This window comes from Cupriavidus sp. NPDC089707, from assembly GCF_044748965.1.
Classification (GTDB): Bacteria; Pseudomonadota; Gammaproteobacteria; order Burkholderiales; family Burkholderiaceae; genus Cupriavidus.
Genome location: NZ_JBIVHB010000035.1, coordinates 19,020 through 45,450 on the forward strand (window position 1 = coordinate 19,020; position 26,431 = coordinate 45,450).

Genomic DNA, 26,431 nt, shown 5'->3' on the forward strand with positions numbered 1-26,431 from the left:
CACAGGAACGCGCCGACGCCAGCGCACAGAACTGGCGGCGACGTGCCAGAAGGCGCGCGACGCCGTGGAAGACGCCCGCAGGTCTGGGGCGCGAACAGGTCGGGCTATTCCGGTAGCAGCGACAGCAGCTTGGTGCGAATCACGTCGCCGGCCACAACGGGATCGTATGAAATTCCGTTCAGCAGCAGGGGCTCCATATCGGTTCGGAAGCCGGGATCGGCCAGGCAGTCGGCCAGATGCGCTTCAAATTCGGCGCGCGGCACGACAGTGCGCTCCTCACCCATGTAATGCAGGAACGCGTCGATGATCTTCTGTTCGGCAACGCCAGAGGGGGAAGTGATTGCCCGATGCAAGTCGAACAGGTCCCGACCCTTCTGGCGCTTAAAGAGTGCTCGCATTTTCGTGCCCAGCATTTCGTGCAGGTCGTACGAGACGATCTGCGTTTGAAGAGTATCGTCTCGGAACGGAACCGAGAATAGCAGCGATTGCAAGGGGCTGTGTGGAATCCGTTCCGTAACGTTCGCCTCGATCTCGATCGTCAGATTCATTCCAGGCGTTGAAATGGACGGCACCTTGTAAACAACACGGAGAATCTCCGAAGGGCTGGCCAGGTTACGCACGGCGAGCTTCAGCAGGGCCCAGGCCGAGGTATAGCGCGTGCCGAGGATCGGGCGCAGAACTCGCTTGATGGCGGCCTGGAGATGTTCTTTGGGGCGGTCTCCGATCGCGACTAGGTCAATGTCCTCCGAGTAGCGGCATGCCGGCGCCAGATGGACCTTGTGCAGCACCGTGCCACCTCGCATGGCAACCTGCGCTGACAGAAAGTCATCCTCGAAGATCGCGACCATGGACCGGCACAAGAGTAAGTCCTGCTCGACTTGATACAAATTGGGCCACGGCACCACCTGCTGGTGCTCGAGGACGTCCTGTTGGGTGAGTTGGGTCATTCGTTATTGTTGACTGGGTTGGAGTAAGACAGCACCCGGAAGTTGGCTTCAATGGGTAGATGCTGGTCCGGATTGGCGGCGGACCGGCCTTCATGCCGATCGAACCAAACCCATTGCAGGCGGCCCGGGAGGGCCTCCTGAACCAGTTTTGCCTCGCTGTGTAGTTCAAGCTGGGCCAACAGATAGCCCATCCGCTGCAGGTTGGCGGTCTCCGATTCAGCCAGCACGGCCCTCTTGAGATCGGGCTTGCGAATTTGGTGCGACATCCCACGAATGACCTCGATCGCTCGGCTAATGCCGCCGATACGGTCGGCGTAACGAAGGAGGTCCAGGGCAGTCGCTGCGGGGCTACTGACCGCGACCGGGGCAAAGGCTTTCTCAGGGGTAATGGTCGGCGTGGTGGCCACATCGTGCTTGACGAAAAAACGAATGCGCTGCCGGCCCAACACAAGATCCCGCATCGGACGATCTGTGATGACCTGGACTTCCTGTACTGCTTGGTGGTGGGAGCCGAACTCCGCTGCGGCCGACAGTAGGGCAATGTAATAGGGGCGCTGCTCCATCTTAAAGAAAGCGTCCAGCCACCAACTTGCTGGCGGCGCCCCCATAGCGCGCTGCTCGGGGCGCACAATGACGAAGAAGTCCTTGCGTGGCGACACCCGTGCAACCTTGTTCGCCAACCGACGAAGCTGGTCCCGGGCGGCCGTCTGGCTCAGGCCTGTTTCGGTGCATAGCTTGGCAATGGAAAAGGTGACGCGACCGCGGGCGGCGAGTTGGTCGACGTAGCGCGCTGCGGCGCCTACTTGACGTTGGCCGGGCAGTTCGGGCAGCTGAGAGGGAGTTTCATTGCGCTGGAGCATTTACATATTGTAGCGTCATACGCTCCAATGTGAAAACCAACGCGGAGCCTAAAAAAGCACTTTACGGAGTCGCTAACAGTACACCGGCGCTCGCCAGCCCAGCATGCTCGGTTCGTCCCCATCCTTCCGCTCATCAGGAGACTCGCTGAGGCTTTCCGCCCGTTGCCGTCGGCGGTCTAACGTGAGGCAACATGGATCCCAACGTACAAGAGCACAGGAGTTGGAAGCACGCGCCTACTCCGCAGCGCCGACGGGGACAAACTTCTTACTTGCCAATTACGCCCGGCAGGCCGGACAAGCACTCACGGACCCATCTCTGCCCATCTCCGATATTCACGCGAGGTTCAATCTGTTTGGGATCGGTTATGTCCGCGTGTTCGATCTTGTCGGCCGCAGCGCTTCCATCGGCCTGTTTGTACCGTTTGCTGATGGAGACGTGGCCGGTAAAGTCTTCGATGCGCCGAATCAGGTACATCGCTCGGGACTTGGGGACATTCGGCTACGGTTGGCAGTGGACCTGGTTGGCGGACCGGCGATGACGCGTGAGGAATTCGCCCGGCGTACCCCCAGCACAATCGTGGGTGCCAGCCTACAGGTTATAGCGCCCACTGGTCAGTATGACCCCGGCGCGCCTGATCAACTTGGGCACCAACCGATGGGCGATCAAGCCCGAAATCGGTGTCTCGCAGCCGATTGGCAATTGGTTCGTCGAGGTTGACGCTGGGGTATGGATCTAATCGGACAACGATTCATTCCTTCGCAGCCACCGCCGCAGCCAAGCGCCGCTTGCCGCGCTGCAGCTTCACGGCGGCTATGACTTCCGGCCAGGCTTATGGATTGCCGCCGACCTTGGCTACTTTTTTGGTGGCGAGACGGCAGTCGATGGCAGCACCAACGAAGACAGGCAGCAAAACTCCCGCTATGGCGTCACGCTTTCGCTACCGCTGGCAGGGGGGCTGGTCCGCCAAACTGGCAGCATCCAAGGGACTCTCGACCAGGTTCGGCGGCGCTTACAAGGTAGTCTCACTGACAATTCAGTACCGTTGGTTTGATCACTGAGCGGAGGTGGAGAGGCGGCATGAACACTGCACCGGAGCGTAGACTTCATGGCGCCATCACCGTCGGCGCCTCTTCGTGTCGATGCGGCTGAGGTGTGATCGCTGGATTTCCCAACGTATCTCCCGACACCGCCCACCCCTCAGGGTGACAACGCTACCGCGCGCCGGATGACACGACGAGCCGCTTCACGCGATGCAGAAGAGAATCTCCATGAACAAGCCAGACACCCGTAAACACCTTGCCGCCGCGCCCCAGGCCGGAGCGAGTTACCTGACCGCCGAAGAGCGCGCAGCGAAAGGGCGGGCGTTACGTGATGCAGTCCCGCGCACATCGCAGGCGGGATGGATGCCGCCCCCGAACCGCCGCGACCCGGTCGAGCTCCTGATGGAATCCAACGCGGGCCGGCTGTTGGATCTGATCCCGATTCGCTTCGGACGCATGTCCACTTCGCCCTTCGCGTTCTACCGCGGGGCGGCTTCACTGATGGCTGCCGACCTCGCCAGTACCCCCACCAGCGGGATCCGGGTGCAGGCGTGCGGGGACGCGCATCTGATGAACTTCGGCGGCTTCGCGACGCCGGAGCGCAACCTGATTTTCGATATCAACGATCTCGACGAGACCTTGCCGGCCCCCTTCGAGTGGGATGTCAAGCGACTTGCGGCGAGCGTAGTCATCGCAGCCGAGCATCTGGCCCTCCCAAAGAGGGATGCGGCACGTGTGGCCGTCGATCTCGTTCGCGAGTATCGCGAACGGATGTTCAACTACGGGTGGATGCGCGCCCTGGATGTCTGGTACGACCGGATCGACCTGCAGAAGTACCTCGACCAGACAGGCGACCCTGAAATCATTGCCGCGGCGCGCAAGCGGCTGGCAGAGCGTATCGAAGCAGAGAAGCGTAAGTCGGTACCTGAACATCTGTATCCGAAACTTGTTTCGGAGCAAGGGGAAAGGCCCAGGATCAAGGACGAGCCCCCGCTGATCTTTCATCCGACCGAGGAGCAGGCGCCCGGCCTGGCTTCGGGGTACGCCGAAGCCATTGCTTCGTACCGGGAGAGCCTGCCCGAACATACGCGGATCCTGTTTGACCGGTTCCACTTCTTCGACCTGGCATTCAAGGTTGTCGGCGTGGGCAGCGTTGGCACAATGTGCGGCGTGGGCTTGTTCATGGCCGCGGACAACGACCCGCTGTTCCTGCAGGTGAAGGAGGCACGGTCGTCTGTGCTGGAGCCCTATGCAGGGACGAGCCTGCACCCCAACCATGGCCAACGTGTCATCGTGGGTCAGCGCCTCATGCAGGCGGCGAGCGACGTCTTTCTCGGGTGGACCCGGGGCAAGAATGGACGCGACTTCTACGTCCGGCAGTTGCGCGACATGAAGCTGTCCGCGATCATCGGGGACTGGGATGCGAGCATGCTAAGACAATATGGCCGGATGTGTGCGCACGCGCTGGCCCGCGCGCATGCCCGTTCGGGTGATGCTGCGATGATCGCGGGGTACATGGGTTCCGGGCAGACCTTCGACGATGCGATCTGCGAATTCGCGACCGAGTACTGTTCCCAAAACAAGAGCGATTACCGTGCATTCCTCAGTGCGATCAGAGAGGGGCGGATCGAGGTGGTACTCGAGGAAAAATAGTTAAAGTCCTTTGCGAGGATCACCAAAAGGCGCCCTCGGGCCGCCCCCGGCCCCCCAGTTGAGACTACAGCCTGTAGTCCTGGATTCCCCCACACGCCAGCCGCGTAGTGGCTTGAGCCGCAGTTCGGGCTGTGGACTCTGAAGGAGATCGTGATCTCAGTAGAAAGGCCCTGTTATGACATCGAACGCCCCTACCTTGCGTCTCCGATATAGGCCAATCTCTTAGCGGCCCAATTCCGAGCCGGACCCTTGCTCTTCAGGCGCGCCCCGCGGGCCCATGTTCCGAACGCCGTTCAGTATGGCAATCCCACGTAGTTCTCCGCCAGCGCGCGGCTGCCGGCTTCGGAGCCGACCAGATAGTCGAGTTCCGCCTGCTGGATGCGGCTGGAAAACGCGTCGGCATCCGGGAACCGATGCAACAGCGAGGTCATCCACCACGAGAAGCGCTCCGCCTTCCAGATGCGGCGCAGGCACTTCTCCGAATAGACGTCCAGTTGATGCGGGTCGTCCTGCCTGTAGCGGGCAGTCAGCGCATCGGCCAAGTACAGGACGTCGCTCGCGGCCAGGTTCAGGCCCTTGGCCCCGGTGGGCGGCACGATATGTGCGGCATCGCCGGCCAGAAACAGGCGGCCGAAGCGCATCGGCTCGCACACGAAGCTGCGCAGCGGTGCAATGCTTTTTTCGATCGACGGCCCGGTCACCAGCGACTGTGCGGCTTGCGGATCCAGCCGGCTGCGCAGTTCATTCCAGAAGCGCTCGTCCGACCAGGCTTCCACGCGCTCGCTCGACGGCACCTGCACGTAGTAGCGGCTGCGCGTGCGGGAGCGCATGCTGCACAGCGCGAAGCCGCGTTCGTGGCCGGCGTAGATCAACTCGTCAGCCACCGGAGGCGTGTCGGACAGGATGCCCAGCCAGCCAAACGGGTAGACGCGCTCGAACAGCTTCGTGGATGCCGCCGGGACGCTCTTCCGGCTAGCGCCGTGAAAGCCGTCGCAGCCGGCAATGTATTCGCAGGCGATCTCGTGCGTGATGCCGTCCTTGCGGTAACGCACCAGCGGCCGCGTGCCATCGAAGCCATGCAGGCTCACCTCCTCGGCCTCGTAGATGGTCGGGGTGCCGTCGGCCTGGCGCGCGGCCATTAGGTCGCGCGTGACTTCGGTCTGCCCGTACACGGTCACGCTGCTCCCGGTCAGTGCATGCAGGTCGATGCGATGACGCTGGCCGTTGAACGACAGCTCGATACCCTCATGCGGCAGGCCGTCTTCATGCAGCCGCGCCGCCACACCGGCGCGCTCCAGCGCCTGCACGGTCACGCTTTCCAGGATGCCGGCGCGGATGCGGCCGAGCACGTATTCAGGGCTGCGCTGCTCAACGATGATGTTGTCGATGCCCGCCCGGCTGAGCAGCTGGCCGAGCAGAAGACCGGCAGGGCCGGCGCCGATGATGGCGACCTGGGTGCGCATGGCTTGTCTCCGTATGCTTTGTTATAAAGGGGAAACGATAGTGGCCGGGCGCGTTTTCCGGAATGGACAGACCGAACCAAGAACAGCAAAATCCGAACATTGCCGGAAAAAACCGAGCCGCCACTATGAAACCCGTCCCTACCTATTCGCTGTACGGCACCAGTTCATCAGAGCCGCTGCTTGACCAGCTGCATTTCGAATCGATTGCGCAACGCAGCAAGCTGCACGGTTGGGAGATCCAGCCGCACCGACATGAACGCTTCCTGCAAATTCTGTACATCCATGCCGGTGGCGGCGAGGCCTTGCTGGAAGAGCGGCGCGAGCCGCTGCGCAGCGGTTCGCTGGTCATGGTGCCACCGCAGCATATCCACGGGTTCGTCTTCCGGCCGGATACGGACGGCATTGTCGTAACCATGACGGACAGCCACCTGCGCACGCTACTGGCCGGCGTGCCGGATACCCTGCCCTTGTTCGAGCGCCCGCGCCACGATCGTGTGCGACGCGGCCACGCGCTGGCCGACGCGCTGGCGCTGTTCCGGGGAGAGATGGAGGAGGTTTCCGCCTGGCGGGGCGCGGCGCTTTCGGCGCTGCTGACAGTGGCGCTGATCGGCATAGCCCGCCTGGCGGACGCCTCGGCGCCGGCGGCGGCGCGCAGCAGCAGCCGGCCCACGCGGCACTTCCAGCAGTTCCAGCAACTGCTGGAATCGGGCTATCGCGAGCAAAGGGAGATTGGCGACTATGCGCGTGACATCGGCATCACGGGCACACAGCTGAACCGCATCTGCAGGCAACTGGCGGGGCAGTCCGCGCTGCAGATGATCCACACCAGGGTGCTGGCGCAGGTGCAGCGCGACCTGCTGTTCAGCGACCTGGAGATCAAGCACATCGCCCTGTCGCTAGGCTTTGCCGATGCAGCCTACTTCTCTCGGTTCTTTGCGCGGCAGGTCGGGCAGACGCCGACCGAGTTCCGGCAGTCGGGGCGTGCACGCCTGCCGGCGTTTGCGATGCGCCAGGAGTAGCGCCGCGGTATGACTGCTGGTTCGCCCCCTCTTCCACGCTGAACAGACCAGTGGGAGAGGAGAAAAAACCTCCGTCCAACGCCCAGTCGAGTGGGCCTGACAATGCGCGCTATTGCTCAGGCCTGCGGCCTGCCATTGGCTTCTTCCATCGTCCCAAACACTTCTTCGGCCATGTGGAAGGCGGAATTGGCCGCTGGCACGCCGCAGTAAATCGCGGTCTGCAGCAGCACCTCCTTGATCTCGTCGCGCGTCACGCCATTGTTGGCGGCGGTGCGCAGATGCAGCTTCAGCTATTCCGAGCGGTTCAGCGCCACCATCACCGCGATGGTCAGCAGGCTGCGCGTGAGCCGCGGCAGCCTTTCCCGCGCGCAGATCTCGCCCCAGGCATAGCGCGTGATCAGGTTCTGGAATTCCTCATTGAGCGGCGCCAGGCGGACCAGCGCGCGGTCTACGTGCGCGCGCTGCCCAACACCTTGCGCCGCACGGACAGGCCGGCCTCATAGCAGGCCTGGTCGTCGGTGACGGGGAGGCGGCCGAGGATGAAGTCGAGCAGCGCGGCGGTAAAGCGGCCCGGTTGCTCGAGTTTGGAACAATGCGCGGCCGGCAGTTCGACGAAACGCGCATCCCGGATCGCAGCGGCCAGGGTCGCGGCCCACTAGCAGGCGGACGCCGTGCACTGGATCCAGACGCAGATGGAAGAGTATGGGCTGACGCCGGGCCGACGGCACCAAGTGGTCGGCGACCGCAATGCGAGGGGCGAGCGGGACGGGACCCGCGAGATGCCGGACTGATTGGATTCCGCCCATCCGCCGCGAGCTGCCGGCTTGCGTGTGCCGGGGGCGCGATCAAGCCAGCCCGAGCAGGCGCACGGCATTGCCCTTGAGGATGCCGGGCATGACCTCTGGCTTGAAGCCCGCTTCCTCGAAGTCCTTCATCCAGCGCTCGGGCGTGATGAGCGGGTAGTCGCTTCCAAACAGCACGCGGTCCTTCAACAGCGTGTTGGCATATTGCACCAGCTGCTTCGGAAAATACCTTGGGCTCCAGCCCGACAGGTCGATCCACACATTAGGCTTGTGCGTGGCTACTGACAGCGCCTCGTCCTGCCACGGCCAGCTTGGATGTGCCATCACGATCTGCATGTCAGGAAAATCGATCGCCACATCGTCCAGGTGCATGGGGTTGCTGTACTGCAACCGCAGACCGCCGCCGCAGCGCATGCCCGAGCCGATGCCGCTGTGTCCGGTGTGGAAGATCGCTGGCAGCTTGTACGCGTTGATGACCTCGTAGATTGGCCAAGCCATGCGGTCATAGGGGTGATAGCCCTGCACCGTCGGGTGGAACTTGAAACCCTTGACGCCGGCTTCCTTGATCAGGCGCTCAGCCTCGCGCGCGCCCATCTTGCCCTTGTGCGGGTCGATGCTCGCGAAGGCCATCATCATGTCGCTGTTCTCGCGGGCCGCCTGTGCAATTTCTTCATTGGGAATGCGGCGCCGGCCAAGGTTGGATTCGCTGTCCACCGTAAACATTACCAGGCCGATCCTTCGCTCGCGGTAGTAGGCGACCGTCTCGGCAATGGTCGGCCGCCGGCTGTTGTGGAAGTACTTGTCGGCTGCCCGGTCGTACTCCTCGCGATAGCTGTCGAAGGGGTTCCAGCAGCTCACCTCGGCGTGCGTGTGAATGTCGATGGCAATCAGGTTGGCGTGGTCCATGGGCGTGTGTCTTGGGACTGCGTGTGGGTGAAGGAATGCGTGCAAGGCGCATGCGTCGGCGGCCTGTGCCGCCGCCGGAAACAAGATCGGCTTAGTCGCGTCGCGAACTGTCGCTCACTCCAGGCGGATGCCGGCATCCTTGACGACTTTGTGCCACATGGCTCTCTCGCCCTGGGCCAGTCTGGTCATCTCGGCGGGCGTGCTGCTGACGGGCCGAATCCCCAGCCTGGCATAGCGCGCCTTGACCTCCGGGTTCTTGATCGCGCGCGCGACTTCGGCATTGAGCTTCTGCACCACGTCAGCCGGCGTGCCTGCCGGAGCGACCAAGCCGAACCAGCTGACGATCCGCACGCTGTGCAGGCCCGCCTCGGCCGTTGTCGGCACGTCGGGCAGCGCTTCCAGGCGCGACGGCCCCGCGACGGCGAGCGCGCGCAGCTTTCCCGCCTGCACGTGGGGCAGCACGGAGGGCGGTGTCTCGATGCCGCCCATGACCTGTCCGCTGATGATGGCGGCGGCCGACTCAGCGCCACTCTTGAACGGCACGTGGACGAGCTGGATACCGGTTTCCCGCCTGAACAGTTCGGCTGCCAAGTGCGGCGTGGTGCCATTGCCTGGCGAACTGAGCACCAGACCGCCCCGCTTGCCGGCGTACGCCACGAGTTCCTTGACGGTCATCGCCGGCACTGTGGGATTCACGGCGATAACCAGCGGCATGTCTCCCGTCAGGGACACCGGCACAAAGTCCCTGGCCGGGTCGAACTGGAGGCGGGGGTAGATTACCTCGTTGATCGTCAGGATGCTCCCTGGGGTCAACAGTAGCGTGTAGCCGTCGGGCGGTGCCTTGGCGACCGCCGCGCTGCCGATGTTGCCACCGGCGCCAGGCCGGTTCTCCACCACCACCGGCGTGCCCATCGACCTGGCCATCTGGTCGCCAAGAATCCGCGCCATGACGTCGACCGGACCGCCCGGTGCGAACGGCACGACAAGCCTGACAGGCTTAACGGGGAAGGCCGGCTCGCTGGCCGCAGGAAGGGCGATGAGGGCAAGGGTCGCGGCAGCAAGGGTGGAAAAAGCGCGGCGATGCATGGTGGAGTCTCCTTTTTTTGATATGTGATGACAGGCGGCCTGCGACAGGCCGCGGCAGTCATTCGGACGAGTTCAGTTCCGCTGCGAGCTTTACAAAGAAAGCGAGGCTGGCTGGGTTGGCCATGGCATCGGGGCTCGCCACCTTGTCGGTCGGTGCACCCAGCAGCAGCTTGCGCACCGGAACTTCCATCTTCTTGCCGCTCAGGGTGCGGGGGATCTCGTCCACCGCGTACACGGCATTGGGCACATGGCGGGCCGATGCCCTGGTGCGGATCTGCTGCAGCAATGCATCGCGCAGCGTGTCGTCCAGCGTCACTTCAGGCGCCAGCACTACGAACAGCAGCATCGCCGAGGGCCGACCGAGATACTCGAGATCGACGACCAGGCTGTCGCGCACCTGCGGCAGTTCCTCGACCACGCGGTAGATTTCCGCCGTCCCCATGCGGATGCCGCCGCGGTTGATCGTGCTGTCGGAGCGGCCGTAGATGACCGCCGTACCGCGCGGCGTGAAGCGGATCCAGTCGCCATGCCGCCAGACGCCGGGGAAGGTGTCGAAGTAGCTGTCACGGTAGCGCCGGTTTCCGTCGTCGTTCCAGAAGAACAGCGGCATCGACGGCATGGGCCGGGTGACGACCAGCTCCCCGACTTCATCCAGCACTACTTCGCCCGCATCGTTGTAGGCGTGCACCGAGACGCCAAGCTCGGGAGCCTGGATTTCGCCGGCAAGGACCGGCAGCGAGGGCACGCAGGCCACGAAACCTGAAGCGATATCGGTGCCGCCGCTCATCGAGGCCAGCCAAACGTCTGGCTTTACGGCCTCATAGACCCAGCGATAGGCGTCTTCAGGGAGCGGCGAGCCAGTGGAATTGATGGCGCGCAACCGCTCCAGCTGGACAAGGTCGCGTGGGCGCAGGCCTTGCTTCATGCAGCTGACCAGGAAAGCGGCGCCGCAGCCGAACAGGGTGACGCCCTGCCGGTCCATGAAGCGCCACAGGACCTCGCTGTCGGGCCAGGCGGGGTTGCCGTCATACAAGATGACGGTGGCACCGGTCAGCAGCGCCCCCACCTGCAGGTTCCATACAATCCATCCTGTGCTGCCCAGGAACAGCAGCCGATCGCCGGGGCGCAGGTCATGCTGCAGCGCCAGCGTCTTCAGGTGTGTGAGCACGATGCCGCCATGGCCATGCACCATCGCTTTGGGCAGACCTGTGGTGCCGGACGAGTACACGATCCACAGCGGATGGTTGAACGGCAGCCTTTCGAACTGCAGGTCGGCGTCGGCACGCAGGACTTCCTGCCAGGCGATCGCTCCGCCCCACGGCACGGAGCGCTCCGCTGCCAGTGGCCCGGGTACATGGATGACGGTGCGCACGCTCGGCAGTGCCTGCAACAGGGGAATCGCCCTTCAGGGCCATCTTGTGCGAACCATGGACGATGCGGTCGAGGATGGCATCTGCCAAAGTGGGCTCATCAAGCCAGGCGTGCCACGCCGTGACCGGCAACTGAGAGGTGATGACGGTCGAGCGAGTGCCGACGCGGTCGTCGAGCAACTCCAGCAAATCGTTTCGTTCGTGCGCCGCAATGGGCGCAATGGCAAAGTCATCCAGAATGAGCAGGTCGAGCTTGGCCAATTGCGCTAGGCGCCGCGCAAAGCTGCCATCGCCATGCGCCACGTGCAATTCCTCCAACAGCCTTGGCGCGCGGGCGTACAGCACCGAGAAGCCCAGCCGTGCCGCCTGCTGGCCCAAGGCGCACGCCAACCAAGTCTTGCCGCAACCAGTGGCCCCGGTAAGCAAGACGTTGTGACCGTGGCGCAGCCAGTCCCCGCTGGCCAGACTGGCGATGAGTTCACGGCTGAGGCCGCGACTGCCGCGCCAATCAATGCCCTCCAGGCAAGCCGAGGAGACCTTCAATCGGGCGGCTTTCATCAGACGCTCCAGTCGTTTGCTGTCACGCCAGTCCACCTCGCGCTGGACCAGCAAGGCCAGACGTTGCTCGAAGGACATGTCGCTGGTGGCGACTTGGGTGGCGGCGTCGGCCAAGGCGGCGACCATGCCGTCCAGGCGCAGCGCGCGCAGTTGGGTCAATGTGTGTTCGTTGAGCATGTTCATTCTTTCGGTGTGAGGGATGGTTCAGTGGTAGTAGCCGGGGCCGCGCACGTTCTCGTGCAAGGGCAAGGTGGCCTGGACGGCAACGGGGGCGGCGAGCGGGCGCTGGTCGAGTCCACTGCGCAGAATGGAGGCGATGCTTTTGTAGTGCGGCGAGCGAATCGACTGGGCACGTGCGCAGGCGGCCTCCAGCCGGTCGCCGCCGTACTGGCGCCCCAAACGCATCAAGCCCAAGCAAGAGCGGTAGCCCTGCTCGGGGTGAGCGCGGTGCTCCATTTGCCAGCGCACCACGGCAGCGGTGGCGGCGCCGATGCGCTCGGCCCAGGCGATGAGCTTGGCTGGGGTCCATTGCAGATGCGCCCGGTGTGACGCCGGCATGTGCTCGGGCGTGGTGGTGTGGGCACCCCGGCGCGGGTTGAGAGGATGGGCTGCCACACGTTTGCCACCATGCAGCACTTCCAGCGTGGTGGCGGTGACGCGCAGTTCCACGGTCTCGCCGACCAGGCCGTGAGGTACCGAGTAGTAGTGGCCGTCGAGTTCGACGTGGTAGTCGATGTTGACGCGCGCCCGTTTGTAATTCGCAATGGCCATGCGCGTGGCTGGCAGCGGGCGCAGTGCCGGGCGGTCGAGTTCGGCAAAGGCACTGGCTCGGCAGCCGGGCAGCTTCTTGAACGGACGCTGGTTGAGCTCCACCACCAGAGTAGTAATGGCGCGGTTCAAAGTGGCCAGGCTGAAGAAGCGTTGGTGGCGCAGCCGAGCCAGTATCCAGCGTTCGACCACTTGAACCGCAACTTCCACCTTGGGCTTGTCACGCGGCTTGGCCGGTCGTGCCGGCAGCACCGCCAGAGCGTAGTGGGCGCAAAGTTCGTCGAGTAAGCGATGCGAAGTCGGCTCGTAGCGGTCGGGCCGGGCCATCAAGGCACGTGGCTGGTCGGGCAGCAGCAGGCGTGGGACGCCGCTGATGAATTCCAGCGTGGCAATGATGGAGCCGACCCAATCCGCTGCCTTCTGGGTCGGTGTGGCACAGGCGTAGGTGTAATTGGACGCACCAAGCACAGCGACGAAGATTTGCGCCTGGGTTATCTCCCCGCTGCTGGCATCAACGATAGGGACTGTCTGGCCAGCGTAGTCGACGAAGAGCTTGTCACCGCCCACATGTGTCTGGCGCATCGAGCGCTTGAGCTTGGTCGCCCAGCCGTGGTACTTCTCGCAGAAGGCGCTGTATTTGTAGGCCTGCCCCTGGTGTTGCTGTTGGTACTCCTCCCACAGCAGTTGCAAGGTCACGCCGGCGCGGCGCAGTTCACGGTGGATGTAGGCGTAGTCGGGTTCGAGGTGACGCGACTGCCGGGGCACCGGTGGGCGGTACAGCAGGGCTTGCAGTTCTTCGTCGCTCAATGTCTGGGCCAGCGCCCAGTCCACGTTGGCCGCGCGCGCGTAGCTGGCTATCTCGCTGACTGGAGATGACCCGCTTTTTTGGACACCCGCTATCTTGAACCGTAGGGGGTACCCATCATGGCCAAGACTCGAGCGCCGTATGCCGCTGCTTTCCGGCAGCAAATGATTGACCTGGTCCATGCCGGCCGGACGCCGGAAGACCTGGCCAAGGAATTCGAACCCACTGCCCAGACCATCTACAATTGGGTCGCACAGGCCGACCGTGACGCGGGCAAACGTCACGATGGCCTGAGCACTGCCGAGCGCCAGGAACTGACCCATCTTCGTAGAGAGCTTCGGCGGGTCAAGATGGAGCGCGATATCTTGGCAAAAGCCGCGGCCTGGTTCGCCCGGGAGACCGGAACGGTACCCGACAAGGGTTCGAATTCATGAAGGCGAATCAGGACACCTGGCCCTTGGCGACCATGGCACGGCTGCTCAAGGTCTCGCGCAGTGGTTTCCATGCGTGGAATCAACGCCGGCCATCGGCCCATGCGCTGCGGGATATGGAGTTGCTGGCACGCATCCGGGTCATCTACACGCGTTCGCACGGCACCTATGGCATGCCGCGCATTCACGCGACGCTGGCCCGGCAAGGAATACACGTCGGGCGCAAGCGCGTGACGCGTCTGATGCGTGAAGCGGGCCTGCGCGGCGTGAGCCGGCGCCGCTGGGTAAAGACCACGCGGCGAGCACCTGGGGCACGACCGGCTCCGGATCTGGTGCAGCGCCACTTCCAAGCTGACGCACCGAACCGTCTGTGGGTCGCCGATGCGACCTACATACCGACCGCAGCGGGCTTCTTCTATCTCGCGGTGGTGTTGGATGTGTTCAGCCGCCGGATTGTGGGCTGGGCCATGGGCAGCCATCTGCGTACCGAGTTGATGCTGCAGGCGCTGGATATGGCGCTCGCGCAGCGCCGCCCCGAGGATGTCATTCACCACTCGGATCAAGGGACCCACGGTCCGAGTGATGCAGGGCGCCTGGCTCAGGCCTGCGCCGGAACCACGCCATCATCAGTGCGTCGATCACGATGTCCGCCGTCATGCGTGGCTTGATCGACCAGCCGACAACCTCCCGATTGAACAGATCCAGCACGACCGCCAGATACAGCCAGCCTTCATCGGTCCAGATGTAGGTGATGTCCGAGGTGAACACCTGGTTCGGCGCCGTCGGCGTGAAGTTGCGATCGAGCAGATTCTCCGCCACCGGCAGCTTGTGCTTCGAGTCCGTCGTCACCTTGTAGCGCCGCTTATGCCGGGCCCGGATGTTGTTCTCGCGCATGAGCCGCTCAACCCGCTCCTTGCCGGCCGGAAAGCCCCGAGCACGGATCTCCTCGGTCATTCGCGGCGATCCGTAGGCGCCCTTGACCTCGGCGTGAATGGTCCGGATCAAGGTCAGCAACTGCCCATCGCTCAGCCGCTTGCGCTCAGGCTTGCCACCGCGCTTCCAGGCACGATAGCCGTTGTGGCTGACAGACAGGACCTCACACAGCGCCGCCAGCGGATACTGACGCCGCTGCGAGTCAATCCAGGCGAACTTCACAGGAGGTCCTTCGCGAAGAACGCCGCCGCTTTTTTTGCGATTTCAAGTTCCATCTGCAGGCGCTTGTTCTCGGCCTTCAGGCGCGACAGCTCCATCTGCTCCGGCGTGACGGCCTTCGTGCCTGTGCCGTTGAGCGTGCCCGCATCCGATGCCTTCACCCAGTTGCGCAGTGTCTGGCCTGACATCCCCAATTCTCGGGAAACAACAGCTACTCCCTGCCCGTCCTTGACGCGCTTCACGGCCGCAGCCTTGAACTCCGCCGTGTATGCCTGGTTTGGTACCTTGAACATCCTCTTTTCCTTCCGTTCGGTCGACTTTATACACGACCTACTGGAAGGCGAATTTCGGGGGGAAGCTCATGGCGGGGGAGGGAGTGTTTCGGTAGTCACGGTCATCATCCCAGCAATAGTTATGAGGATCGTGGCATAAGTGGCGGCGACACGATTTGTACGGAATGTGCCCGTTTTGTTCAGAAGATTCCCGACGTGCCAATGCATTCGTGCAACTGGGACAGTGTGGGCGGCCCGAGGCTACCGCCTGGCCATGACATCAGCCCGGGATGTCGCGCGGCTGCGGGGGAGGGCCTACAGCTCCTGCCCGGTATGCCGACCAGAAATAGTGCGTATACCTTCCATGTTGCGCGCGCTTCTTTTCGATAAACAGCCGGACGGTACCGGCGTGTCCCGCCTCAACTATCACCTGGTGGTGGTTTGCCGACTCGCGCGTGGCGGGGCCTAGCGTGCCCAGCGCGGCGGCGATGTACTGCCCGTGGATGCTGCCGAGGATGCCGTTCTCCGAGTGCGCCAGGCTTTCCCCCTTAACTTCTGTAGGAAGTTGGCACCGGGCCGCCTGTTTGCTGTTGCCCATGGTTTAGATGTGCGGTTCAGCGCAAGGTGAAGCGGACCGTGGTCGCATCCACTGCAGCCCATGGGCCTACGGCCAGGCGAATCAACTGGCCGTCCTCCCAGTAGGACAGGAAGTCGGGCCGCCACTTTAATGCGCGCAACTGTCTTGCTGCTTCCAAGCCGGTCACGACGAGGCCGCCAGCCGTGGCCGCGATCGCCTCGCACGGCAACCGCAGCGCCTCGCTGTCCTCGCCGAAATAGTGGGCCTCGAGAAAGATGGTCGTGCTCGCGGCCATGTGGACGTTCAGTTGACGCGTTGCCAGGCGTCCTGGATCGCGCTGAAGGTGATTGGCACCACTTCGCTGCCCGAGAAGTCGGCAGGCGTGTCGTCCTTCGGGTAGCCCAGCAACGGCGAGGCCTTCAGCATGCGAAGCAGGTTAGGCGCGTGCTTACCCGATTGGCCCACCTCATGCATGACCTCGGTCTCGATTTGATGAATGAGCTTCCAGGTCAGGATGCCAGCGGCTCGGTGCTTGGCAACGATGGCTGGCGTGGCTCGGACGATGGCAGCTTCGGCGGCTTGGATTGAGTCCATGGTTTGGTGGGAACTGTATGGATATACAGTATAGCGAAACAACCCGCCACAGAGCCAGCGGCAATGAGCGTCCCGGTTTTGCGCATTCGCCGGGCGTGTGCAGCGTTCAGCGTGGTTCACCACTTTAGTAGGTTGATTTGGTTGACATGGTTGCAAGACCAGCCTACGGCGCTATGGCACTAGCTATTTCGGCTTCACGTTACCTTGCGCTTTCGCCGAGACGGTCCTTCACGATGAAGTCACAGCACCAGCAAAGCCATAAAAAAAATCATGGCGGTTCCGCTTCCCCAGTTGAACACCGGATGGACCACTATTTGTCGAGCATCAATCCACATGAAAAATTCGATGAGGACACTTTGCCGGCCCGGACATTTGAACTTTGCCTTGACAACTGAATTGTCACGAACTGGATTTGCCAATACATTCTCCTCGACAGCTTGGCCGACGATCTCGCAGGATCGCCGTTGATTCGAAGACTTCTGCTCATGCCGCATGTACAATTGAAATGTACATTTCTGGCAAGGAGCACCATCCCATGCAAACGATCCCATTCTCTGAGGCAAGAGCGCACCTCGCTGATGCGCTCCGCGGTGTAGAAGTGGCACAAGAGCCACTAATGATCTCCAGGCGCGGACAGGCGGCCGGGGTCTTGATGTCTTGGTCGCAATATCGGCAGCTTGTTGGCTCGTCATCTGGCTTTTCTGCACGTTTAGCGGAGTGGCGCAAAAGCTATGTGGCAGAGGAAGATGAGGGCGATCCCTTTGAGCAATTACGTCAACCCGATGGGGGAAGGGAATTCTCATGGTGAGCGCCGTGAGTTGGTTGCTGGACACCAACATTATTTCAGAGGCCATGCGGCCGAGACCTGAGGTCGCGGTAATGGAGAATTTGGCCCGCTACGATGGCGAGCTAGCCATTCCGGCCCCAGTCTGGCATGAGCTCCGCTATGGTTGGTTGCGCATGCCAGAAGGCCAACGCAAAGACGCTGTTGGTCGTTTTGTGCAAGATGTCGTTGGCACGTTGCCCATATTGCCGTATGACGGTGCCGCGGCGCGGATTCACGCAGAGCTGCGCCAGTCGCGCGAGCGGGCTGGATTCACATTGCCATTCGTGGATGGGCAGATTGCATCGGTTGCGATCGCACACGGGCTGACCCTGGTGACGCGTAATACCAAGGATTTTGCGGAATTGGCTGGTTTGCGGCTGACGAACTGGTTTGGCGTCTGAAGGGCCGCTACGCGTCGGTTTGCATAATTTTGTTTTTCCCACCCAGGCAATCGAGCGCCACCGGCCAGCTGGCTTACTTCATGGTGCTTTGCAGAAACTGGTTTACACCGCCACTTGAAGTCGGCAGCGCAGGACAGACCGCAGTGAAGGCGTTCGACAATGCCGAACAGGCCCGGCGCGAGATGGACAAGCTGGTGGCGGAGAAACTGCGCAAGGGCTACGTGGAGGAGTAGCCGCCGGGCATGGCGGCCGTCATGCTGACTCAACTGCCATGCCGAAGCGCCTGCTGCCTTCGACATGGCGCAAGTCGCGCCGAGAGTTTGTTATTGGCGGCTGATTCTACGAATCTTGTTGCCAGCATTTTCGACGACAGCAAGGCTGCCTTGTGCATCGAACGCCAGCCCCGCGGGCAAATTGAAGGTTGCGGTGGTGCCACTGCCATCGGCGGCGCCGCTACCTGCCAGCGTTGTCACGATGCCAGTCGGCGTGATTCGCCGGATCTTGTTGCCTTGCAATTCGGCAACGTAAATAAAGCCATCGCTGCCAACGGTAATACCGAACGGGTAGTTGAACGTCGCGCTGCTTCCGGTGCCATCGGACGAGCCTGCTGAACCGCTTCCAGCCAGTGTCGTGACGGTGCGGGTCGGCGTGACCTTGCGGATCTTGTTGCTACCGCCGTCTGCCACATAGACATTGCCGTCTGTTCCCACGGCCACCATGCCGGGAGCATTGAACGAAGCAGCGGAACCGATGCCGTCGTCAGATCCTGCGAGATTGTTTCCAGCCAGAGTGGTGACGTCGCCGGCCGGACTGATCTTGCGGATGCGCCTGCCGCTCTGCTCGGAAACATAGAAGTTGCCATCGGCATCCATTGCCAGGCCGTAGGAGCGTGAAAAGCTGGCTGTAGCGCGGTGCGCTCACGCGCCTGGGTGCTTTCCTACCGTCTTCTGTGTCTACAGAAACATACCAATGATGACGCCCAGCACGAGGGTTCCAAAACCGAAAGACGCTTTGGATTGTTGCGCCTTGCGGCGCTGTTCGCGGCGGCGCTCACGGGTCGCCTCGATCTTTTGTCTGCGGCTGGCTTCCTCCGCAGCCTCTTTGCATTCGGCCATGTACTGCTTGAATCCGACCTCCACGATTCGGGCCGCTCCAGAACCAACGCTCACGACGAGCGATGCGAGACCCACCCACAGGCAAATACCGCCAATGTAGTGGAAGACTTGCGCTAGCCAATTGATAGGCCCTGATGAGCGTTGTGGGCCTAGCGCGGCGTCCATGATGGCGAGGATTTGATCGAACCCAGGTGCGCCAATGTCGCCCTGGCAGAACCGAACGGCCTGCCAAGCGACAATCAAAGCTGCGATAAAGACCACAAGTCTAATTAGACTCGCTGCGAATACGCGGTTATTGTTGTGCTCAATTTGCATAGTTCTTTCCATCGTTATTCTTCGTGTGGCCCTATGACGGCATGAAGTGCAGGCGTTTCCCGCCACAGTGCTGTTCATTGAACGAGGTCATCTGCTCCTCAGATTGTTGTCGCGCTCGATGGCGGTGCCATGTCAGGATAGCTGCGCGCTGTTTGCCCGGCCGATTACGGGCCCGGTCCCACGCCGCGTGAGTAACGCAACGTCACTGCACACGCACACACCAGCACCACTTACTTATCTTCCTTCCGTGTACCCGCGAACACCGCCAGCGCCAGGAACAGTGCGCCACACCCGACTGTGAACTTCGCGAACGGCGCGATCCAGGCCGGCATTCCGGTCAGATCCAGCTCGAGCAGGAACAGGCCGGCGCCAATGGCCAACACGCCTGCCAGGACCAACTTGGTCACGATTTGCTTGTATGGGGTGTGCACATAAGTCCTTGATCGATGATGCCAGCTCTCGATTCCTGCCCGGCGGGTGTCCATGCTTTCACTACGCCAGCTCGTACTTGGCCAGCAGTTCGTTCTTGCGGGCCTCTTTGCGAATGCGTTCTGCCCGAGCCTCCGCTGTGAGCTCGATTGCGGGGGACGCTGCGCAACCAAGCGCATCAGTTCGCGCAGCTCGATCTTCGCTTCTGTGAACATCTCGTCTTCTTCCTATCTCGCGCTTAAGTCTTTCACGCACGCCATGATCTTGTCATGGTCCTGAACGCTGATTGACGACGCTTTTGCACTTAGAACTCCTGCAGCGACAACGGAATTTCCCTCCCGCGCCATTGCGGCCTTCGCGTTCTTGCAAGCTTCGAGGCTGGCATACCCCCCGAGGAACGGGATTGAAGACCACCCATAGGGGGACGTATGACACTGCTCCCTTAGAGCTAACGGCTATTCAAGAATGGTCTGAAGTCGTGCCAGGGCATCTTCGACAACCGCGGCCGGTGCCCGCTCGACCTTCTTTGCTCCGCGAGCCTCAAGGTCCAGCGTGCGCACCATGTTCACCAGCGCGACTCCCTGAGTTTCCGTGCCAGAGCCCGACAGCGGAACGGCAAATCCAGCAAATCGCGCGAAGTCGCCTCCCTGCGAAATCGGGGCAACCAGCGCGACACCAAGAGCGTTGAACGCTGCCGGCGACAGCACGAGTGCTGGGCGATAGTTCCCTCGTTGCTCACGCCCCTCCGTTGGGTTCAGGCTCACCCGCACGATGTCGCCCCGGTCAAACTTGACGCGCCTCACCATACTTCGCGCCCGACCGGCTTGACGCCCCCCCAATCTGCTAGCCCGTCGGGCATCGGCGCCTTCGGATTGCACTGGGCAACCAGCTCATCGAGCGAATACTTGTGCCGGGCGGGCTTGAGCATGACACCGTCCGGCCGCACATCCACTGACAGCCTGTCGCCCAATGCCACTTTGAGCTGCTCAAGCAGCGTTGTGGGCAGGCGCACTGCCGCGCTGTTACCCCATTTTTGAATCGACAGTTCCATCGCCGCACCTCCTATTACGTAGATTCATTGTAGATACGCGCGCGGAACACGTCAAGCAGTGGTTTCTACATCGTAGCTACATCCAATGAATCGCCATGTGCTGGCACCGCCTCATGCATCTCCTTGTGGGTCACCTCCAGGTAAGGCGCTACGTGGCTACGTGATCGATCTGCCCGGCGTCCTGCGAAAAATCCACGACGCGTCCTGTGTCAACAGAAATTCCGGCTCGCCGTCTGAAGCTCGCCAAGCATGCGCGAGAGATCCACCACACGCTGAGCGATCAGGTGCCGGACCTCCCCCTCACGTTGCCACTGGCCGTAGATTCCGACCATCGCCGAACCCAGAACTTCCTTGCGGAAGCGCTCGAAGACATTCGGCCACACGATCACGTTGACGACGCCAGTCTCATCCTCCAGCGTCATGAACACGACGCCATTGGCAGTGCTGGGTCGCTGTCGCACCGTCACGATGCGGCAGCGCGGGCGGCCTGTCGCGGCTGGAATTGCACCAGCTCCGCCGCCGCCACGAAGCGCCGGGCTGCCAGCATCGGGCGCAGCAGGGCAAGAGGGTGGCGCCGCAGGGTCAAGCCCATAGCGCGGTAGTCGCCAGCGATCTCCTCACCCTCTGTTGCCTGGGCCAACTCGGCCGGCGCTTCGGCAATGTCCGCCGGACGCAGCAAGTCCTTGTCCGCTACTGCGGCAGCGGCCTGCCACAAGGCTTGCCGGCGATCGCCAGTGATGGATGCCAGCGCGTTGCCGGCAGCGAGAACCTGCAGGTCGTGGCGATCCAGCGCCGCGCGCCGGGAGAGATCCGCCGTACCGGCGAACGGACGGACCGCTCGCGCTTCCTCAATACGCTGGCCAGCCTCGCGACGCATGCCACGTAGGAGCGACAGACCAAGGCGCACCGCCGTTGCCTGCGAGCCGGGATGGGATTCCATCGTGGAATCCCATCCGCTCACCGCTACATCTGCCGGGAGCACGATCACGCCATGCCGCCTCGCGTCCTGCACCAGTGTAGAACCCCATCGGCTGGCTATTGAGCATCGCGCATAGGAAAGCTGCCGGCTCGTGGCATTTCAGCCAGGCTGAGGCATAGACCAGCAGCGCGAAGCTGGCCGCGTGGCTCTCCGGAAAACCATACTCGCCGAAGCCCTGGATCTGCCGGAAGATGCTCTCTGCGAACTCGCGGTCATAACCGCGCTCGAGCATGCCCGAGACGATCCGCTCGTAGTACTTGTCGATGCCGCCCCTGCGTTTCCAGGCGGCCATGGCGCGGCGCAGGTTGGCCTGCTTCGCCAGCCGAAAACCCAGCCGCCAGCATTGCGACTTCGAACGATGGCCACCTCGATGACCAGGTCGTAGAAGGTCCGCGGCTGCAGTCGTGGCAGCATGGACATTTGGGCGCGGGACTCGATCTGGAAGACGCCAACCGTATCGACCTTGCAAATCATCTCGTAGGTCGCTGGGTCTTCGGCGGGAATATCCTGCAGCTCAAACGCCTCGCCGCGCTGCTGTGCCACGAAGTCCAGCGCGTGACGCACCGCTGGAAGCATGCCCAGCGCCAGCACGTCGACCTTGAGCAGCCCCAGCGCGTCCAGATCGTCCTTGTCCCACTGGATCACACTGCGGTCAGCCATGGCCGCCGGTGTGCTGCGATAGATGGCGGGGGAAACCGAGCAATGACACGGCCATGTTGGCCCACCGTTGGGATAGCTCTGCGTCTGGGTCCACACCGCTCTCATTGAAGCGCCGCTGCAAATCAGCCTTGCCATCGAACCAGTGGTGCGATTTTGCAACCAGGTCAATGATGGCGGGATCGACCCCGAGCGCTTTGCCGGAATCGCGTAGGGCGCTGCGCGGTCGGTAGGTAGTCACAGCTGCGGCTAGCGCGGCACGGTCTCGCCCGTATTTCCGGTAGAGATACTGGATGACTTCCTCGCGTCGCTGGTGCTCGAAATCGACGTCGATATCGGGTGGCTCGCCACGTTCTTTGGAGATGAAGCGCTCGAACAGCAGGTTGCCCCGCACCGGGTCGACCTCTGTGATGCCCAGGCAATAGCAAACGGCGGAGTTGGCGGCCGAGCCCCGCCCTTGGCAAACGACTCGGCGTCGACCCAGAGCAGTTGTTCCGGCGGAATGCCCCAGTTGGCCAGCGCCAGCGTTTGCGGGGCGTGCGGTGGCGTCAACAGCGCGATCGGGCGTCCGCACCGGGCTGCCAGGGCGGGGCGGAGCAGGCGCAATTCCCCGATCCCGGGCTGGCGCTGGAGCAGCTCCGTCAGGCCGCCAATCGGCCAGCCGCCACCTGGCAATTCACGGTCCAGCGAGGGATGTCCAGTAGACACGGCGCGCGCGTAGCCGCCGGCCAGTTGCGAGGCGATCCAGAGCGATGGATGGATGGTTTCGGGGGCGACTGTCAGCATGAGGGCTCCTGCTCACAGTCTACTGTATATTTATACAGTGGTCAGGGGCCCTTTCTCAAAACCTGCCACTCCCCGGCGCTCCCCTGGCGTGGAATCGGGGAGCCGTGACTGAAATCTTGCCATTGCGCAGAATTTGCGCAGAATTCTGCATTTTATGGCGCGATATGTACGACAAACGACACCTCCAAACCTTTACGAGACGGCCTTGTCTGTCAGAAAAAAATAGGTTAATTTCTGACTTATGAAAGCAACCACACCATCCGTTCCGGACCAGATCATGAGACGCGCCCGTGCAGCCGGGCGTGGGGGCGTTTTCACCCCCAGTGACTTCCTGGACGTAGGGGGTAGGGCAGCCATTGACCAGGCTCTTTCACGGTTGACGAAAGGCGGAAAGCTCCGTCGTTTGGCGCGCGGCCTGTACGACTTTCCCAAAGTTCACCCGAAGCTTGGCCCGCTTTCTCCAGCGCCTGATGACGTGGCGCAGGCACTTGCGCGGGAGACCGGGTCTCAGGTACAGATCGCCGGCGCACGCGCGGCAAATGTCTTGGGGCTGACCACGCAGGTTCCGGCGAAAACGACTTATCTGACCAACGGACCCTCTCGCCGTGTCGTGCTCGGCAAGCGCGTCGTCGATCTGCGGCATGCTTCGCCGAAGCACCTGATTGCGCCGGGCAGTGCGGCGGGCACCGTGTTCCAGGCGCTTCGTCATGTGGGGCCCGTCCGTGCGGCGGACGTTGTGCAAGTCGCAGCGAGTCGCCTCTCGGCCAGCGACAAGCGGACGCTCGCATCCACCGCGATCCAGGCGCCCGCCTGGATGCGACCGACCCTTGTATCGATTGCTAACGCGGCAACGGGTGAGATCGATGGATAAAGTCGCCAAGCTTCCGGCGGATGATCGAGCCGCTCTCTTTGGCGAAACTGGCGCCGGTCGAGGGGTCGCCAATACGATCATCGAAAAGGACTTCTGGGTCTGCTGGACGTTAAAGCGACTGTTCGGCCTGCAGCGCCAGGACGCTGCGGCCCTCGTCTTCAAAGGCGGAACATCGCTATCTAAGGCGTTCGGCGCCATCCGCCGCTTCTCCGAGGATATCGATCTGTCCTTCGATCGAGCCGACCTCGGCTACACGGGCGACCGCGATCCCGAAATGGAGGGAATCAGCGGGAAGCAAGCGAGCCAACTCATCAAAGAACTGATAGGCGATGTTGAGGACCATATTGCCCAGAAGCTGCTACCCGCGCTTCGAGCCGCAATCGTCGAGCAACTGGGCGAGCCGAGCCAGGGCCGGTGGTCCCTGGAGATCGACACCGCCGACGCGCAGACGGTGAACTTCCATTATCCGACCGCACTACAGGCCTCCGAATACGAGGGCATGGCTTACATCACCCCGCGGGTAAAGCTCGAGCTTGGCGTACGCGGTGACCCGTGGCCGACCGAGCAGCGAGTGATTCGCCCTTACGCGGCGGAGGACTATCCCAGCTTCTTCGAAGACGCCACCTGTACGGTGACCGTCCTATCAGCGCGGCGCACTTTTTGGGAAAAGGCCACCGCATTGCATGCGGAAGCACACCGCCCAATGGAAACGCCCACACCACAGTATTTTTCGCGGCACTATTACGACCTCGCTATGCTGTTCGACACTGAGGAAGGGAAGCAGGCCGCAACCGACTTCGGCCTGCTCGCACAAGTCGTCACGCACAAAGCAACATTCTTTCGGTCGAGCTGGGCGCGTTACGACCTCGCAAAGCCCGGCACCTTACAGCTCATCCCGAACGCGATGCGCATCAAAGACCTGCGCATTGACTACCGGGCGATGGCGCCAATGATGTTCGATGAGAACCCGCCTTCGTTCGAAGATGTTCTTGCAAGGGTCGAGAACCTGGAACGAACCATCAACGGCTAGTGACAAAGACCGTCGGCGGGCTTGCTGCCGCAATCGCTGCTTGTCATCGATGACCCGCAAAAAAGAAAAGCCCTCGGCGTGGAAATGCCGAGGGCGGAGCGTCTGCTGGCGGGTCGCAACCACCAGCGCAGTGATATTGCCATCGGACGATCCGTCCCTTCCATCCCCCAATGTAGGGGGATGCCCACGGCCCGAGTTCTCACGTGATTGCGAAGCGCATTTTATATCACATCTTGATGTGATCAGCCCTCGTGCCCTTGCCACCCTTGGTATTTCCCCGAAGTTGTCTTTACATTGCGTTCCCGGAATAATCGCGCCGCCCTCAGCCATCGCCGAGCAATGGTAAAAGGGGTTGTTGTCCACAAATAAAGGAGTCCACGTGTTTCGGTTCGAGTATGGAACGAGCAATGTCTATGCGCAGCTTGGCTTCGCTGACGCAGACGAAATCCCTCTCAAGGCGGGCATTGTTCGCGACATCACCGAACGGATTCGGGGCCGTGGACTGACGGTTTGCCAGGCCGCCATCCTCGTTGAAGCATCGCAAGCGGATCTACTCCTCGCCCTTTGCGGGAAGTTCCAAGCCTTTCGCGCGGCCGAACTACGCAGCTGGCTCAAGCGGCTAAGCTGCCCGCTAGCGGCACCCTGCGATAGACGACGATACGACTGAGGGGGCGCAGCCCTTCTTGGGCCCAACACTCTCCCGCGAACATTCCGGCATTGAAGTATGAAATTTAACCATTGTGAAATTTCGCGGACTCGTCCTATTGCAGCCCGTAGCCAGATCCCCACCTGCATCGGTTCAGTCCTATTTGACAACCCACTTCTCCGCCGCGGGTTCGGTAACCTCTATACCCCAGAAATTCCAATAAATTCAGTAGGTTCGAGAAAGCGCTCTTATTTGATGGTCATTTGATGCGCAAAGATCCAGGGGCTCTTTTAAGTATCGTTCGCAGCAGATTGTCAGTCGCGTAGTTGGACGAAGCGGAAGGGCACGGGGACCCGATGGACAACATTCGACGTGGTCCATCGAGGACACTCTCCGTCGGGATTGCGGTGTGCCCGGCGCCTGCCGGACTGCGATTCACAACAATTCAGTGACTTAACAGCTAATTCCGTCGCGGCTCGGCCGTCTCAGCGCGTCATTGCAGGCGCGGTGCGAGTTGGACTACGTGACGCGGCGAGCCCGGCGTCGGTTTGCATAATTTCGTTCCTGCTGGCTGCCCGCGAGCTCGCCGTTTCCGAGGCACTGGGAACAATTTTGCTTCAACTAATTTTGCGGAAAATTGTTCCTCCGGCCGACGCTTGAAGCAATTTTGTTCCTTTCCCAACGGGCCGGTCAGTCGCTGGTCCGCACGCTGAGGCTTGCGAAGCCGATGACGCTCGCCGTCAGGGGACTCCGCGCGATCAGGATGCCAAGCCAAGGCCACGCGAACGCCTCGCCGCCGCGCCCGTCAGCCGGGCCCATGGGGGCCAGGAACAAAATTCTGCAAAAACCGGGAACAACTTTGTGCCAACCAAAGACGAGCAATCTGCCTACTTTCATGCGTGAAAGCCATTTAACATAATAAATCTTATGCGAAGGAACGGTAGGTTTACGACTGTTGCGCTTTGAAGCCTTGAAATCCCGCTTCTGGCGCAACAGCCAGGATGGTCTATGGTATAGATT

The 26,431-nt window shown here is 62.0% G+C and carries 27 protein-coding genes and 6 pseudogenes; 11 read left to right on the forward strand and 22 right to left on the reverse strand.

All coding sequences use genetic code 11. The features are described 5' to 3' along the window. Nucleotides 1-104: 104 nt before the first annotated feature. Both ACIP1U_RS30630 and ACIP1U_RS30635 read right to left on the reverse strand, forming a co-directional pair. A complete protein-coding gene (locus tag ACIP1U_RS30630; RefSeq protein WP_400323065.1) occupies nucleotides 105-947 on the reverse strand; it encodes a nucleotidyl transferase AbiEii/AbiGii toxin family protein in 843 nt (280 codons plus the stop codon). Beyond that, the gene (locus ACIP1U_RS30635; protein WP_400323067.1) at nucleotides 944-1,807 is read right to left on the reverse strand and encodes a type IV toxin-antitoxin system AbiEi family antitoxin; all 864 of its coding nucleotides are present in this window, start codon (nucleotides 1,805-1,807) and stop codon (nucleotides 944-946) included. The genes ACIP1U_RS30630 and ACIP1U_RS30635 overlap by 4 nt, the downstream gene beginning before the upstream one ends. 220 nt (nucleotides 1,808-2,027) lie before the next feature. On the opposite strand from ACIP1U_RS30635, the gene ACIP1U_RS30640 reads away from it, so the two are divergent. Together ACIP1U_RS30640 and ACIP1U_RS30645 are read left to right on the forward strand one after the other, a co-directional pair. Then, complete coding sequence (locus ACIP1U_RS30640; RefSeq protein ID WP_400323070.1) at nucleotides 2,028-2,525, forward strand: transporter; 498 nt, start codon at nucleotides 2,028-2,030, stop codon at nucleotides 2,523-2,525. Between the two features lie 551 nt (nucleotides 2,526-3,076). After that, the gene (locus tag ACIP1U_RS30645) at nucleotides 3,077-4,501 is read left to right on the forward strand and encodes a DUF2252 domain-containing protein (protein ID WP_400323073.1); all 1,425 of its coding nucleotides are present in this window, start codon (nucleotides 3,077-3,079) and stop codon (nucleotides 4,499-4,501) included. 293 nt (nucleotides 4,502-4,794) lie between these two features. On the opposite strand, the gene pobA is transcribed toward ACIP1U_RS30645, so the two are convergent. Further along, a complete protein-coding gene (gene pobA / locus ACIP1U_RS30650; protein ID WP_400323076.1) occupies nucleotides 4,795-5,964 on the reverse strand; it encodes a 4-hydroxybenzoate 3-monooxygenase in 1,170 nt (389 codons plus the stop codon). A 125-nt stretch (nucleotides 5,965-6,089) separates the two neighbouring features. Here pobA and ACIP1U_RS30655 point away from each other — a divergent pair, with 125 nt between their 5' ends. Continuing rightward, nucleotides 6,090-6,983 carry a helix-turn-helix domain-containing protein gene (locus tag ACIP1U_RS30655; protein ID WP_400323079.1) on the forward strand — a complete coding sequence of 298 codons (894 nt, stop codon included), beginning with the start codon at nucleotides 6,090-6,092 and terminating at the stop codon, nucleotides 6,981-6,983. Nucleotides 6,984-7,099: 116 nt separating this feature from the next. Here ACIP1U_RS30655 and pcaC read toward each other — a convergent pair. The 6 genes and pseudogenes from pcaC to istA form a co-directional block, all read right to left on the reverse strand. Beyond that, nucleotides 7,100-7,524: pseudogene (pcaC, locus tag ACIP1U_RS30660) on the reverse strand (4-carboxymuconolactone decarboxylase). 304 nt (nucleotides 7,525-7,828) lie between these two features. Further along, nucleotides 7,829-8,692, reverse strand: coding sequence for an amidohydrolase family protein (locus tag ACIP1U_RS30665; protein WP_400323082.1), 864 nt, complete (start codon nucleotides 8,690-8,692; stop codon nucleotides 7,829-7,831). Nucleotides 8,693-8,806: 114 nt separating this feature from the next. Continuing rightward, a complete protein-coding gene (locus tag ACIP1U_RS30670) occupies nucleotides 8,807-9,778 on the reverse strand; it encodes a Bug family tripartite tricarboxylate transporter substrate binding protein (protein WP_400323085.1) in 972 nt (323 codons plus the stop codon). A 58-nt stretch (nucleotides 9,779-9,836) separates the two neighbouring features. Further along, nucleotides 9,837-11,171: pseudogene (locus ACIP1U_RS30675) on the reverse strand (acetoacetate--CoA ligase); the annotation flags it as partial. 1 nt (nucleotide 11,172) lies between these two features. Beyond that, nucleotides 11,173-11,883: pseudogene (gene istB, locus ACIP1U_RS30680) on the reverse strand (IS21-like element helper ATPase IstB); the annotation flags it as partial. 27 nt (nucleotides 11,884-11,910) lie between these two features. Beyond that, nucleotides 11,911-13,461: an IS21 family transposase gene (gene istA, locus ACIP1U_RS30685; protein ID WP_400323088.1), complete on the reverse strand. Its 1,551-nt coding sequence runs from the start codon at nucleotides 13,459-13,461 to the stop codon at nucleotides 11,911-11,913. Between istA and ACIP1U_RS30690 the strand changes: the two genes are divergently transcribed. Both ACIP1U_RS30690 and ACIP1U_RS30695 read left to right on the forward strand, forming a co-directional pair. After that, nucleotides 13,444-13,713, forward strand: a complete 270-nt coding sequence (locus tag ACIP1U_RS30690) for a transposase (RefSeq protein ID WP_400323091.1) — start codon at nucleotides 13,444-13,446, stop codon at nucleotides 13,711-13,713. The two genes, istA and ACIP1U_RS30690, sit on opposite strands and share 18 nt — an antisense overlap. Continuing rightward, nucleotides 13,662-14,297: pseudogene (locus ACIP1U_RS30695) on the forward strand (IS3 family transposase); the annotation flags it as partial. The gene ACIP1U_RS30690 and the pseudogene ACIP1U_RS30695, both read left to right, overlap by 52 nt. Here the strand turns inward: ACIP1U_RS30695 and ACIP1U_RS30700 are convergent. From ACIP1U_RS30700 to ACIP1U_RS30720, 5 genes and pseudogenes are all read right to left on the reverse strand, one after another. Beyond that, a pseudogene (locus ACIP1U_RS30700) lies at nucleotides 14,257-15,155 on the reverse strand (IS3 family transposase); the annotation flags it as partial. The pseudogenes ACIP1U_RS30695 and ACIP1U_RS30700 sit on opposite strands and share 41 nt — an antisense overlap. Before the next feature lie 259 nt (nucleotides 15,156-15,414). Next, nucleotides 15,415-15,732 carry a hypothetical protein gene (locus ACIP1U_RS30705; protein WP_400323094.1) on the reverse strand — a complete coding sequence of 106 codons (318 nt, stop codon included), beginning with the start codon at nucleotides 15,730-15,732 and terminating at the stop codon, nucleotides 15,415-15,417. A gap of 16 nt (nucleotides 15,733-15,748) precedes the next feature. Next, on the reverse strand, nucleotides 15,749-16,006 hold the full coding sequence (locus ACIP1U_RS30710; RefSeq protein ID WP_400323097.1) for a hypothetical protein: 258 nt from the start codon (nucleotides 16,004-16,006) through the stop codon (nucleotides 15,749-15,751). A gap of 8 nt (nucleotides 16,007-16,014) precedes the next feature. Next, nucleotides 16,015-16,305: a DUF2471 family protein gene (locus ACIP1U_RS30715; RefSeq protein WP_400323100.1), complete on the reverse strand. Its 291-nt coding sequence runs from the start codon at nucleotides 16,303-16,305 to the stop codon at nucleotides 16,015-16,017. Nucleotides 16,306-16,544: 239 nt separating this feature from the next. Continuing rightward, nucleotides 16,545-16,724, reverse strand: a complete 180-nt coding sequence (locus tag ACIP1U_RS30720) for a hypothetical protein (protein ID WP_400323103.1) — start codon at nucleotides 16,722-16,724, stop codon at nucleotides 16,545-16,547. A 116-nt stretch (nucleotides 16,725-16,840) separates the two neighbouring features. Here ACIP1U_RS30720 and ACIP1U_RS30725 point away from each other — a divergent pair, with 116 nt between their 5' ends. From ACIP1U_RS30725 to ACIP1U_RS30735, 3 genes are all read left to right on the forward strand, one after another. Further along, on the forward strand, nucleotides 16,841-17,113 hold the full coding sequence (locus tag ACIP1U_RS30725) for a type II toxin-antitoxin system Phd/YefM family antitoxin (protein WP_400323106.1): 273 nt from the start codon (nucleotides 16,841-16,843) through the stop codon (nucleotides 17,111-17,113). Continuing rightward, nucleotides 17,107-17,532 carry a type II toxin-antitoxin system VapC family toxin gene (locus tag ACIP1U_RS30730; RefSeq protein ID WP_400323109.1) on the forward strand — a complete coding sequence of 142 codons (426 nt, stop codon included), beginning with the start codon at nucleotides 17,107-17,109 and terminating at the stop codon, nucleotides 17,530-17,532. The genes ACIP1U_RS30725 and ACIP1U_RS30730 overlap by 7 nt, the downstream gene beginning before the upstream one ends. Nucleotides 17,533-17,612: 80 nt before the next feature. After that, on the forward strand, nucleotides 17,613-17,765 hold the full coding sequence (locus ACIP1U_RS30735; protein ID WP_400323112.1) for a WGR domain-containing protein: 153 nt from the start codon (nucleotides 17,613-17,615) through the stop codon (nucleotides 17,763-17,765). 90 nt (nucleotides 17,766-17,855) lie between these two features. On the opposite strand, the gene ACIP1U_RS30740 is transcribed toward ACIP1U_RS30735, so the two are convergent. From ACIP1U_RS30740 to ACIP1U_RS30765, 6 genes and pseudogenes are all read right to left on the reverse strand, one after another. Beyond that, nucleotides 17,856-18,404, reverse strand: a complete 549-nt coding sequence (locus ACIP1U_RS30740; protein ID WP_400323115.1) for a hypothetical protein — start codon at nucleotides 18,402-18,404, stop codon at nucleotides 17,856-17,858. An 81-nt stretch (nucleotides 18,405-18,485) separates the two neighbouring features. Continuing rightward, nucleotides 18,486-18,962, reverse strand: coding sequence for a hypothetical protein (locus ACIP1U_RS30745; RefSeq protein WP_400323118.1), 477 nt, complete (start codon nucleotides 18,960-18,962; stop codon nucleotides 18,486-18,488). Nucleotides 18,963-19,192: 230 nt separating this feature from the next. Then, the gene (locus tag ACIP1U_RS30750) at nucleotides 19,193-19,606 is read right to left on the reverse strand and encodes a hypothetical protein (protein ID WP_400323120.1); all 414 of its coding nucleotides are present in this window, start codon (nucleotides 19,604-19,606) and stop codon (nucleotides 19,193-19,195) included. A gap of 240 nt (nucleotides 19,607-19,846) precedes the next feature. Further along, on the reverse strand, nucleotides 19,847-20,197 hold the full coding sequence (locus ACIP1U_RS30755) for a type II toxin-antitoxin system ChpB family toxin (protein WP_400323123.1): 351 nt from the start codon (nucleotides 20,195-20,197) through the stop codon (nucleotides 19,847-19,849). Next, a complete protein-coding gene (locus tag ACIP1U_RS30760; protein ID WP_400323126.1) occupies nucleotides 20,191-20,442 on the reverse strand; it encodes an AbrB/MazE/SpoVT family DNA-binding domain-containing protein in 252 nt (83 codons plus the stop codon). Before ACIP1U_RS30760 ends, ACIP1U_RS30755 begins: the two co-directional genes overlap by 7 nt. Before the next feature lie 209 nt (nucleotides 20,443-20,651). Further along, a pseudogene (locus ACIP1U_RS30765) lies at nucleotides 20,652-22,547 on the reverse strand (OB-fold nucleic acid binding domain-containing protein); the annotation flags it as partial. A gap of 558 nt (nucleotides 22,548-23,105) precedes the next feature. Between ACIP1U_RS30765 and ACIP1U_RS30770 the strand changes: the two are divergent. Beyond that, nucleotides 23,106-23,735, forward strand: a complete 630-nt coding sequence (locus tag ACIP1U_RS30770) for a DUF6088 family protein (RefSeq protein ID WP_400323129.1) — start codon at nucleotides 23,106-23,108, stop codon at nucleotides 23,733-23,735. Further along, nucleotides 23,728-24,765, forward strand: a complete 1,038-nt coding sequence (locus ACIP1U_RS30775; RefSeq protein WP_400323131.1) for a nucleotidyl transferase AbiEii/AbiGii toxin family protein — start codon at nucleotides 23,728-23,730, stop codon at nucleotides 24,763-24,765. Before ACIP1U_RS30770 ends, ACIP1U_RS30775 begins: the two co-directional genes overlap by 8 nt. Before the next feature lie 322 nt (nucleotides 24,766-25,087). On the opposite strand, the gene ACIP1U_RS30780 is transcribed toward ACIP1U_RS30775, so the two are convergent. Then, nucleotides 25,088-25,309: a hypothetical protein gene (locus tag ACIP1U_RS30780; RefSeq protein ID WP_400323142.1), complete on the reverse strand. Its 222-nt coding sequence runs from the start codon at nucleotides 25,307-25,309 to the stop codon at nucleotides 25,088-25,090. Between ACIP1U_RS30780 and ACIP1U_RS30785 the strand changes: the two genes are divergently transcribed. Further along, complete coding sequence (locus ACIP1U_RS30785) at nucleotides 25,229-25,432, forward strand: hypothetical protein (protein ID WP_400323139.1); 204 nt, start codon at nucleotides 25,229-25,231, stop codon at nucleotides 25,430-25,432. The two genes, ACIP1U_RS30780 and ACIP1U_RS30785, sit on opposite strands and share 81 nt — an antisense overlap. Before the next feature lie 669 nt (nucleotides 25,433-26,101). Here ACIP1U_RS30785 and ACIP1U_RS30790 read toward each other — a convergent pair. After that, nucleotides 26,102-26,431, reverse strand: a 330-nt coding sequence (locus ACIP1U_RS30790; protein ID WP_400323134.1) for a hypothetical protein, incomplete at its 5' end; no start/stop codon positions are given.